Origin of the sequence: Solibacillus sp. FSL K6-1554 (assembly GCF_038005185.1) — a bacterium.
Classification (GTDB): domain Bacteria; phylum Bacillota; class Bacilli; order Bacillales_A; family Planococcaceae; genus Solibacillus; species Solibacillus silvestris.
The window spans coordinates 442,044-452,500 of record NZ_JBBOSS010000001.1; the positions used below are offsets into that span (position 1 = coordinate 442,044).

Annotated in this window: 9 protein-coding genes; 4 read left to right on the plus strand and 5 right to left on the minus strand. The window is 37.8% G+C overall.

Annotation, left to right across the window (positions count from 1 at the left end):
• The first annotated feature begins 97 nt into the window (after nt 1-97).
• The 3 genes from sigI to MHB58_RS02205 all read left to right on the plus strand — a co-directional run bounded on the left by sigI (nt 98) and on the right by MHB58_RS02205 (nt 2,458).
• Nucleotides 98-853: an RNA polymerase sigma-I factor gene (gene sigI / locus MHB58_RS02195; RefSeq protein WP_340734590.1), complete on the plus strand. Its 756-nt coding sequence runs from the start codon at nt 98-100 to the stop codon at nt 851-853.
• The gene (locus tag MHB58_RS02200; protein ID WP_340734591.1) at nt 853-1,917 is read left to right on the plus strand and encodes an anti-sigma factor domain-containing protein; all 1,065 of its coding nucleotides are present in this window, start codon (nt 853-855) and stop codon (nt 1,915-1,917) included. Before sigI ends, MHB58_RS02200 begins: the two co-directional genes overlap by 1 nt.
• 187 nt (nt 1,918-2,104) lie before the next feature.
• On the plus strand, nt 2,105-2,458 hold the full coding sequence (locus tag MHB58_RS02205; protein WP_340734592.1) for a VOC family protein: 354 nt from the start codon (nt 2,105-2,107) through the stop codon (nt 2,456-2,458).
• A gap of 176 nt (nt 2,459-2,634) precedes the next feature.
• Here the strand turns inward: MHB58_RS02205 and MHB58_RS02210 are convergent, their stop codons facing one another.
• From MHB58_RS02210 to MHB58_RS02220, 3 genes are all read right to left on the minus strand, one after another.
• Nucleotides 2,635-2,832: a YwbE family protein gene (locus MHB58_RS02210; protein ID WP_014824828.1), complete on the minus strand. Its 198-nt coding sequence runs from the start codon at nt 2,830-2,832 to the stop codon at nt 2,635-2,637.
• Between the two features lie 70 nt (nt 2,833-2,902).
• A complete protein-coding gene (locus MHB58_RS02215; RefSeq protein ID WP_340734593.1) occupies nt 2,903-3,820 on the minus strand; it encodes a dipeptidase in 918 nt (305 codons plus the stop codon).
• 73 nt (nt 3,821-3,893) lie between these two features.
• On the minus strand, nt 3,894-5,597 hold the full coding sequence (locus MHB58_RS02220; RefSeq protein ID WP_340734594.1) for an ABC transporter ATP-binding protein: 1,704 nt from the start codon (nt 5,595-5,597) through the stop codon (nt 3,894-3,896).
• Between the two features lie 263 nt (nt 5,598-5,860).
• On the opposite strand from MHB58_RS02220, the gene MHB58_RS02225 reads away from it, so the two are divergent.
• The gene (locus tag MHB58_RS02225; RefSeq protein WP_340734595.1) at nt 5,861-6,772 is read left to right on the plus strand and encodes an HNH endonuclease; all 912 of its coding nucleotides are present in this window, start codon (nt 5,861-5,863) and stop codon (nt 6,770-6,772) included.
• 55 nt (nt 6,773-6,827) lie between these two features.
• Here the strand turns inward: MHB58_RS02225 and MHB58_RS02230 are convergent, their stop codons facing one another.
• A complete protein-coding gene (locus tag MHB58_RS02230) occupies nt 6,828-9,698 on the minus strand; it encodes a DEAD/DEAH box helicase (RefSeq protein WP_340734596.1) in 2,871 nt (956 codons plus the stop codon).
• Between the two features lie 17 nt (nt 9,699-9,715).
• Nucleotides 9,716-10,105: a (deoxy)nucleoside triphosphate pyrophosphohydrolase gene (locus MHB58_RS02235; protein ID WP_014824823.1), complete on the minus strand. Its 390-nt coding sequence runs from the start codon at nt 10,103-10,105 to the stop codon at nt 9,716-9,718.
• Nucleotides 10,106-10,457 lie beyond the last annotated feature (352 nt).

The window sequence follows — 10,457 nt, forward strand, 5'->3', positions numbered from 1 at the left end:
AAAGAAAAGCAGATTTTTAATATAAAATTACTTTTCAATTTAAGTTATACCCATTAAAATCAGGGCAATCGATACTAATGGGAACGGAGGGAAATCTATGTTTTTGTCATTCATGCAAGAAGTATTCAATAAAAAATCATATGCATCATTGAATGAGCTTGTATTGAAGGCAAAGAATGGGGATGAGAGGGTCATGAATGACCTTCTCATTGAATTTACTCCGTTTATGAAAAAAACGGCTTCTTTCGTATGCAAACGATCCATTGATGAGCATGATGACGAATTCAGTATTGCGATGAGTGGATTTCATGAAGCAGTATTACAATTCAATCCAGCAGAGGATTCATCGTTAACGACATTTTCACATTTGATCATAAAGCGGAGGCTTATCGATTATTTTCGAAAAGAAGCAACGAGAAACGATGTCATTCATTTATTGAAAGATGAAGATAAAACAACTGGCTTAGATGTCCAACAGTATGTATTCGATCGATCGTCAATCGTCTCCTATTCAAAAGAACAACAGGCGGAAGAACGTCGTGAAGAAATCATAGAATATACCAAACTTTTAAAGAATTATGGTCTATCATTTCAAGAGCTGGCCATGTCATCTCCAAAACATACAGACTCAAGGAAGACGGCTATTCATATTGCGCAAATCATCGCAGAAACACCTGAATTCTATCATTACCTTATTGCAAATAAAAAATTGCCGGTAAAAGAACTTGAATCGACTGTGGAGGTTTCAAGAAAGACGATCGAACGACAGCGGAAATATATAATCGCAGTTGTATTACTGCTTAATAGTCACTTTGTGTACATAAAGGAATATATAAAAGGGGAATTTATATGATGCGGACATACAGGGGTGTTGTTTTCGAAATAGAAAAAAAATATACTGTATTTCTAACGGAAAAAGGCGAATTTTTACGTGGAATTCCAATTGGTGGACCGCCGAATATTGGAGATGAAGTCGATTTTCATCTAATAAATACGCCTTCTCTTTTTAGTGGAAGAGTGAAGCCGCGATTATTTGGAACAGTTTTGATAGCGGCAGTCCTTCTTCTTTCTATCGTAGCATCTTTAATTCCTATGGGTGATGAAGTGATGGCCTACGTTCAATTGGAATCAGACACGGCAATGGAACTTGGTATTAATGAATTAGGAGAGGTCATTGTTTTACGATATTTGAATGGTACATCTGTTGAGACTAAAAAGAGCCCTGATCATTGGATAGGTGACTCAATCAGTAAAGTGCTGGACAGAGCTTTGAAGACATACACGGCAAAAGGTATCAGTGAGCAAGTAAATATTACAATTATCTATGAAAATAGCAAAAACCAACAGAAGGTACAAAAAATCGTTGGAAATGCAGTTCGTGATGTACAAAGCGCAAATAAAGAATTGACTATGAAAATTGGCGAAAGCACAGCGGAAGAAAGAGCGATGGCCAATATGCAGGAAATGTCGGTTTATAAATTCAAGGAAAGCCAACAAGTTAATCCGGCGAAGGAAATAAAGCCGTCTTCGGAAATTGATGAGGATATAAAAAACAATCCAGCAAATGAGCAAAGAGAAATGGAGACTCCTATCAATAAGGAACCAATCCCTTCAGTGCCGGCTAATGAGAAGGTTAACGGGAATGAAAATGCGAAGGAATCAAGCGGAAATAAAGTTCAGAAATCGAACGGAACTGTTGAAAAGCCAATTAGGGAACAAAAGGAAAAAACCAAGGAGACTCCTGGAGAGAAGGGGAAATCAAGTCACCCTGAACCGGGAAATGGAAATTCCGATAAAGGTAACCAAAGCCCTGCATCACAGCAACCTAAAGAAAATAAAAATGAACAGAAGCAATCGGGAAACGATAATTCAGCAAATGCTGCTTCAAAAAACAAAGACCAACCTAATTCACCTTAAGTGTGCTTTAGTTTAATAAATAGATTGGCAATATAGAAATGCTGAAATGGCTCTTATCCTTGAACAGGATAGGGGCTCATTTTCCATTTTATAGGCATTTAGTGTAATGAGGAGACTAAAAATAAAAGGAGTTTTATTTAGAATGCCGAATAATTAATGAGCCCAAAATTGAAAAGGCAGGTGTTTTATGAATAATCCTATCTTAAAACAAGTTGGAACAGTCTTTATCCCGGTAAGCAATATTGAAAACGCACGCGATTGGTATTGTGATATTTTAGGGGTGACAGCAGATGGAGAAATTCAGTTCGGTCATCTTTATGTTCTACCAATGGAAGGTACAGGAATTGTGTTAGATAGCAAAATTTATTCAGTAGACAGGGTATTTAAAACTCCAGCGTTCCACTTAAATACGAAAAACATCGAACAGGCATTTCACTTTATGAGGAACAAAGGCATTGAATTGATTACAGAAATTGAACATAACCACTATTTTAATTTCAAAGACCCGGATGGGAATATCTTAATGGTTTCCCAATGCTAATGGGGGATAACTGGTGAAAAAACTCCACTACTTACGAATGTAAGTAGTGGAGTAATTTTTAATTTAACAATTTAATCCTCATTTGCAATAACATAATCCTCAATGAGTTCCAAATAATCCTCAACTTACACTTCATAATCCTCACCTATGTCACTAGGGCGAGGAAAGCTAAAAACTTACTTCGGATAAGTCTGACACACACGTCCAATTTGTCCATCAGCCAACCGCACTTTAATGCCGTGGGGATGGGAGCTGCTGTTTGTCAGTAAATCCTTTACGATACCGCGTGTTGTTTTGCCTGTACGCTGGTCTTTTTTTAGTACGATATCAACTTCCAAGCCAGGATAGACATCGCTTCGATTTTTGCCGTTCATAGTAAAACGTCCTCTCATTCATAAGTTTCTTTAGTATAGCATGAAATGATAGAGGACCCGATACTACACACTACTTCGGCAAATGCTTCAAAAAATTCGCAGCTGCAAACCCGCGTACTTCCTGTTCACTATAATGCTTTAACAGCTCATTAATGAGATTTTGATGCATCCCGGCATGTTCGAGATGGGGGATTTTCACATCAATACCGTCAAAATCTGAGCCAAGGCCAATCAAATGCTTCCCGCCAAGTGAGCAAATATAGTCAATATGACGAATCAAGTCCGTCATGCTCGCTCTGTTTGTGCCGTTTATAAATTCAGGATAATACACAACATGAATCGGTGCGTTTTTTTCAATCATTGCGCTTATTTGTGCATCGTTCAAATTGCGCTCATGATTGCAAATAGCCATTGCGTTTGAATGAGAAGCAATTACATAATCGGCATGCTCGATGACATCCCAAAAGCTTCGTTCATGTAGATGGGTAACATCGGTGAACAGCCTGTGCTCGTTATTCAGCTTGATGATTTCTTTGCCAAACGGTGTAACGCCAATCTGTGATGTACTATGTAAGCCGTCAGCTGCTTCATTGGAGTAATTCCATGTAAGCCCGATCGACAATACGCCAAGCTCACGGAACTGATGCCAAAAATCAATGTCGCCACCGAAAAAGTCAACGCCTTCAATTGTTAAAAAAGCGCCAGTTTGTCCTGGACGGAGCTTATCAAAATCCGTCCATTTCTTAATATGCACAACGTGTTCACTTAGCACTTCCTGCTGAAAATGCGCAATCTGTTTGAAAGCAGCAGCCCGTTTTTCCTCCAAAGTTAAAGTAGGGTAAACATAAACCGCAAACGCCTGTGCCATCACATTTCCTGCGCGAAGTTTATCGGCATTTACATCAAGAAGGCCATCGTCAAACCGGTGACCATCCTGCTGCATGCGCCATAATGCATCACAATGTAAGTCAATAACTGGAATATTCATCAAAAAACCCCCTTCATTATGGTGAAAAAAAGGTGAATGACCGCAATCATCCACCTCATCTTAATACTAATCTTTATGCATGATGGAGCCCTGCAAAGATACCGCCTTTTGCGACAAGCTCTTCATATGTCCCTTGCTCTTCAATGCCATTTGGTGTAACAACGAAAATATAGTCCGCATCGCGAATGGTCGCTAAACGGTGCGCAATGATCAATGTCGTCCGGTTTTTCGCCAAATCATTCAACGACTGCTGGATAATCCGCTCAGTCGCCGTATCTAAGGCAGATGTTGCCTCATCCAAAATTAAAATTGGAGGGTTTTTCAGGAACATGCGCGCAATCGCAAGACGCTGTTTTTGTCCGCCTGATAATTTCAGACCACGCTCACCGATTTCCGTCTCAAAGCCATCTGGTAAATTCTCGATAAATTCTAGCAAGTTTGCCTGCTCGGCCGCTGCTTTAATGTCCTCGAAGCTTGCGCCTAATTTACCATATTCGATATTTTCACGAATAGTACCTGTAAATAAAAATACATCTTGCTGTACTGTACCGATTTGCTTGCGGAGCGAATGCTGTGTTAAATCTCGGATATCATATCCGTCAATCGTAATCGCACCGTCCGTAATATCGTAAAAGCGGGGGATCAGTGCACTGATCGTCGTTTTCCCTGAACCGGATGGACCGACAAAGGCAACCGTTTTTCCTGCTTTCACCTTGAACGATAGATTGTTCAGCACTTGCTTGCTGTCCGCATATTTGAAGTCCACGTTTTTAAACTCGATATCGCCGTTTAATTGGTCAACATCAATTGCATTTGGGCGGTCGACAATCGTCGGCTCCTGGTCAAGCAGATCGCAGAAGCGTTTAAAGCCAGCCATTCCTTTTGGATACATTTCAAGTAATGCACTGATCTTATCGATTGGCTTGATCAGGACATTTGTGAATAAAATAAAGCTCGCGAACTCCCCGTATGAAAGATCACCATTGTTTGAAAGCCATGCCCCTACAACAAGCACGAGTAATGTCAGTAAACGAGTTAAAATATAAATGCTTGAATGTGTGCCTGCCATTACTTTGTACGCGTAAATTTTCGCTTTACGGAAAAGAGCATTTTGGTTTTTGAAGCGGTTCGTTTCGAATTCTTCATTTGTAAATGATTTCACGACGCGAATACCGGAGAAGCTGTCTTCCACACGGCCATTGACGTTCGCGATTTCACTATACATAACGGCCCAGCCTTTTTTCATCCGTCTGTTGCTCCAATACATGACCGCAATTAAAAACGGAACGAAAATCAGAATAATTGTCGCAAGGGTCGCGTTAATATTGAACATAATTGTAAACGCTCCGATAAATGTCATCATTGCGATGAACAAATCTTCCGGACCATGATGTGCAAACTCCCCGATATCGAATAAGTCATTCGTTATACGACTCATTAAATGACCTGTTTTCATATTATCGAAAAACGTATACGGCTGGCGCTGTACATGATTGAACAGCTGCTGGCGCATATCCGTTTCGATATTGACCCCGAGTTTATGCCCCAAATAGTTCACGACATAGTTCATGCCTGTACTTAAAATATACGTCAGTAAAAGAAGCGCACTGATTTTTGTAATCATGCCCCAATCGTTCGTCGGGAGCAAATCATCGATAAACCATTGCACAGCCATCGGGAAAAGCAATTCCAAAACGGCCACAAATACCGCACACGAGAAGTCGATAATGAACAATCGCTTATGCGGCTTATAATACGTAAAAAATCTTGCTAGCATTGTAGTTCCTTTCTGTTAAACAACTCAAAACTGAGTGCAACCGGTTGTATTAGTTAATGAAAATGATTCTTACTCGGATTATAACATTTTTTAGGAGTTTTTCGAGGGGCGAAATAGTGTGAAATGGAAAAAATTGAAATTATATCTTGAGTGATACTTGGGTAGAGAATATATAAACGTTAAATTTATTTTTAAGCATGTTAGTTATGGTAAGAAAAAAGAAGTGGTAAACTTAAAAAAAGCAAAGAAGTGAAGGTGTATGTATGAATTTTTATATAGTAATGCAAGGGCGTACATACGATGAGGCGAAGGAAAAGCAGGTCGTATGGTGCTCAATTTTAGATAGTAGTGGACAAACACCCCATTCTTGGGAGCGGATGAGGGAAGTAAAGAAGGGCGATGCAATTTTTCACTGTGTGAAAGGGGAAATCGTCGCGATTAGTACCGCTCAGGAAGATTGCGGGGAAGGTGTGAATCCTCTTGATCATTCGGGAGTAGTTGGGTACAAATTCCCGGCAGTATACGAGGAATTAGATTTTCCGGTTTCAATAAAAGAACATTTTGATGAAATTCAGCCACTGCTTCCAGTAAAATATTCACCGTTTCAACATAATGGTGACGGCAACCAAGGATTTTTATATCCATGTAATGAAATGCTCGCGATCAAGCTACTGGAGCTAATGAGTGATGCCAATATTTATGAGGAAAATGAAGAGCAGCTGGAATTTGCCATTGGTCTCATTGCCCAAAAGGATCGCAATACGCTAGCGCCTGTTTTAATCGAAACAGAAGCAGAAGCAAAGGTGAAAATCCGTAAAGGGCAACAAAAATTTAGAAAGCAACTGATGCCATTATGGGACAATGAATGTGCATTATGTGGCATCTCGTTACCTGGATTATTACGTGCAAGCCATTCAAAACCATGGAAAGATGCAACGAATGACGAGCGACTTGATCCATATAACGGTATTCTACTTTGCCATAATCATGATGCGTTATACGACCAAGGCTATATCGCGTTTGATGGAACCGGGAAAATCCACATTTCCTCTGAAATTGACCAGATGGATTACGTGAAATACGGGATTCATGAGAAAATGCGCGTTGCGAGAGTAGAAGAGAATAAGAAATATTTTAAGTGGCATAAGCGGGAGATATTTAGAGGTAATGAATAGTTAATAAAAAAGCAAGGTGTTTGCCAAAAGTTAAATGGTAGCACCTTGCTTTATTTTATTCCTCTACTAAATAGTGATAGATATCGTATTGGATCGGTTGTTCGAGTACCATTTCCATTGTAACGACGGGGTAATATTTTCCTTTATCCAAAATTCTTTCGGGCTTTGCAGAGCCTGGATTTACAGCACACCGACCAAGGTAATAGAAATCTTTACCTTCACCATTGTCTTTTTTTACAAACAGGTACACGTTTGTCCCATTTTCAACAGAGTGGATAAGAATTTGCATTTCCTTTGATTTATCAATATATCGATTTTTTGTTGAGCACCATTTAAATGTATCTTCTGATAAAAATTCATCCATATAATTTGTTTCAAGATTGTTTTCATCATTTTTATGATAATTTACGAAAATAGGGAAATCGCCATTTTTCGGTCGACCACCATTTAATGTACCTTCCTCGTTCTTTTCCCAGTCTAGTAAGCGGCATACTTCGCGGCGTGAGTATTTTTCATATAGTTTAAATGGCTCGTAATTATTAAATTGTTTGTTTTTAATAAAGGCACATTCAAGTAAATCAACAAAGTATTGTTTGAAATTTATGTCTCGTAGTGAAAGTTGCAATTCCTCATTAAACATATAGTATGAATTTGATTTAATAATTAACGGTTTATTTCCGAATTTTTTATTGTCAGCCTCTACGAAAAAGTTTAAAGAAAACACATTTTCAATGCCTTCAATTGTCCCTTTATGAATATAAGCATTATGAGCTTGCAATGCTGCAAGATAGCTTTTTTCTGAAATAGATTCTTCTTCTAAAAGAAGTTGCAACAATAAAATTTCATGAATTCTTTTCCCTGATAAAAAGTCCTTCCCTATTAATGCGAGGACAGATTTTTCATAATCGGTAATTGAGGAGATATTTTCTTTCATTTTCAATAAAAACTCATAATAGGTAGGAGTGTAGCTAATAATGACTTCGGGATCTAACGAATTTTGTTCAATAAAATCCTTAAGCATCGGAATACGTCCAATCCGATTTTTAAGCTCAGAATAGCTATCCTTTAACATTTTTAATGTCGATAAATTAGCGTTATTTATCGCTTCAAAAATTTGCTTCTTCGCGATTTCCTCAAAATTAATTGTTGAAACCCCTTGAATATAATCCGTGTTTACTGTGTTGCGGCGAACATTATCTTTGTTCATCGACTTATCACCAGATAGGGCAATCGGAATTAAATAGTTATTTTTGTAGTTGCCGATAAAATCAATGATCGTTACATATTCCTTCACATTATGTTTCCGTAATCCTCGACCAAGCTGCTGAATGAAAATGATGCTAGATTGTGTTTGGCGAAGCATTACAATTTGGTTAATGAAAGGAATATCGATACCTTCGTTAAAAATATCTACTGTTAAAATATATTCCAGCTCACCATTTTCTAATTTAGCAATGGCTTCTTCGCGTTCTTCTTGAGAGTGATCTCCGGTCAATGCAGTCGTTTTATATCCGCGCATAGTCAGGAGGTTGGATAGAGTACGGGCTTCTTCCTTCGTACTGCAAAACATTAATCCACGAACGCGATCCCCAGAAAATCCGTAATAAGAAATTTTTTCAATAATATGGTCAATTCGTTCACGATGAACTAACTTTTGTAAATCTGCTGTTTCATCGATGAGCTCACCATCAAGCTCATAATCCGTCACACCAAAATAGTGGAAGGGGCAGAGCATTTCTTCTTCTAATGCTGCTTGAAGACGTATTTCATACGCCACATTATAGTCAAATAGTTCATAGATATTGAAATTATCTGTACGTTCCGGTGTAGCCGTCATCCCTAATAGGAATTGGGGTTTAAAGTAATTCATAATTTTTAAATACGATTCCGCACCTGCTCGGTGAACTTCATCAATTAAAATGTAGTCAAAATGATCTTTAGCAAACTGTTGTAAATAAGGGTCACGTGAAATAGTCTGGACCGTTGCAAATAAATAACGTGCATTTAGATCCTTTGAATTTCCTGATAAAATCCCATAATCTTGAGGGTCACCTAATAAAATATTGCGGAAATCATGCATCGCTTTCTTCAAAATTTGTTCGCGGTGCACGATGAAGAGCATACGTTTTGGTGCAGCATTTCGAACGTCAAACGCAGATAAATAGGTTTTACCTGTCCCAGTTGCTGAAATAATGAGACCACGGTTTGCACCACTTTGACGAAGGAGCTTTAACTGTTCAAGCGCGGCTGTTTGCATTTTATTAGGCTGTATTTTTAAACTTTCTTTTAATGGATTCGTTATATATAAAGGAGGAGAGGCTACTTTATTATTAAATTCTGGCTTCTCATAATTGATTTGATATTGCGCAATCCATTCGTCATTTAATGGCATCGCACTGTTCCATTGCTGTTCAAATTGATTTTTGAAATGGTGAATAACTTCACCATTTTCAAGAGATGTTAAATAAACATTCCATTCAAAATTTGCCTTCAATGCACTATCCGTTAAGTTAGAGCTCCCAACTATTAATGAATAATGTTGGTCATGCTCGAAAATATAGCCTTTTGAATGAAAGCCTTTTACATCAGTAACGCGAACTTCTACATTCGTTAATTTGAGTAGCTCTCTAAACATTTTTGGTTGGTTAAAGCTTAAAAATGTAGAGGTCAAAATGCGTCCGCGAATGCCTTTTCTCTCAAGGTCATATAGCATTGTTTTGATTGTCGCCAATCCGCCTTCAGTAATAAATGCCACAGAAAAGGTGAATGTTTTACATGTTTTCATTTCTTGTAAAAGTGATGAAAGGACATTTTCATGTGCTTTATTGGATAATAATTTCGGTTTAAATTGTGATGAGGCGGCCTTTGATTGATTGATAAAACCTTTATGTAAAGAGGCTTCAAGTTTTTTTATTAACTGTTCCATAAAAGCACCACCTTTAATTATTTCAATAATTTTTCAACTGCGGGAATATCTGCTGGGGCAAAGTCTAGTTCATTGAGTGATGTACGTTTTACCCACTTCGTATTAGAGTGCTCTAAAGCAACTGGTATTCCATTCACAATTTTCGCCATATATGTTTCAAGACGAACGATAAACGTACCGTAATCATATGTTGTATCTTCCACTTTTTCACCTACAGCAATTTCACAAGTGAATTCTTCTAAAATTTCACGTTTTAACGCTTGTTGCGGTGTCTCATCTTTTTCAATCTTTCCACCTGGAAACTCCCAATAGTTTGGTAATGACATTTGAGGGCTACGTTGTGCACAGTAAATTTCCTGTTTATCGTTTTCGATAATAGCTCCAACTACATGTACTTGTTTTTTCATATTACATCCATCCTATCTAATTATCCTCTCTATAATATAGCCGATCAGGGAAGAATTTGCCGCCAATTAAATTTTTCATCTCAAATGAATCCCTAATCCTCCTTTTCCTTTTTTGATTTATTACTTTCCCTTCAACCAAGTGCTGTATTCAAAATGATAGAATTCACTTTCCTCCTTATGATGAATTAGAGCTAAGAACTTATTTATTAACTAAAATTAGCTGATGAAGAAACGGATTAAGTGAGTTTCAACAGATGTTTTCAAATTATTTTATGGAGACATATAATAGGAAGAAAATAGAGGTAAATAAAAAAGATGAAAAAAGTTTTTTAAAACTGTTGACGTTTAATAG

What these genes read in the sequence shown, in the direction of transcription:
- MHB58_RS02210 (WP_014824828.1), bottom strand. Translation starts at nt 2,832, where the DNA reads ATGAACGGCAAAAATCGAAGCGATGTCTATCCTGGCTTGGAAGTTGAT.
- MHB58_RS02200 (WP_340734591.1), top strand. Translation starts at nt 853, where the DNA reads ATGCGGACATACAGGGGTGTTGTTTTCGAAATAGAAAAAAAATATACT.
- MHB58_RS02235 (WP_014824823.1), bottom strand. Translation starts at nt 10,105, where the DNA reads ATGAAAAAACAAGTACATGTAGTTGGAGCTATTATCGAAAACGATAAA.
- MHB58_RS02215 (WP_340734593.1), bottom strand. Translation starts at nt 3,820, where the DNA reads ATGAATATTCCAGTTATTGACTTACATTGTGATGCATTATGGCGCATG.
- sigI (WP_340734590.1), top strand. Translation starts at nt 98, where the DNA reads ATGTTTTTGTCATTCATGCAAGAAGTATTCAATAAAAAATCATATGCA.
- MHB58_RS02220 (WP_340734594.1), bottom strand. Translation starts at nt 5,597, where the DNA reads ATGCTAGCAAGATTTTTTACGTATTATAAGCCGCATAAGCGATTGTTC.
- MHB58_RS02225 (WP_340734595.1), top strand. Translation starts at nt 5,861, where the DNA reads ATGAATTTTTATATAGTAATGCAAGGGCGTACATACGATGAGGCGAAG.
- MHB58_RS02205 (WP_340734592.1), top strand. Translation starts at nt 2,105, where the DNA reads ATGAATAATCCTATCTTAAAACAAGTTGGAACAGTCTTTATCCCGGTA.
- MHB58_RS02230 (WP_340734596.1), bottom strand. Translation starts at nt 9,698, where the DNA reads ATGGAACAGTTAATAAAAAAACTTGAAGCCTCTTTACATAAAGGTTTT.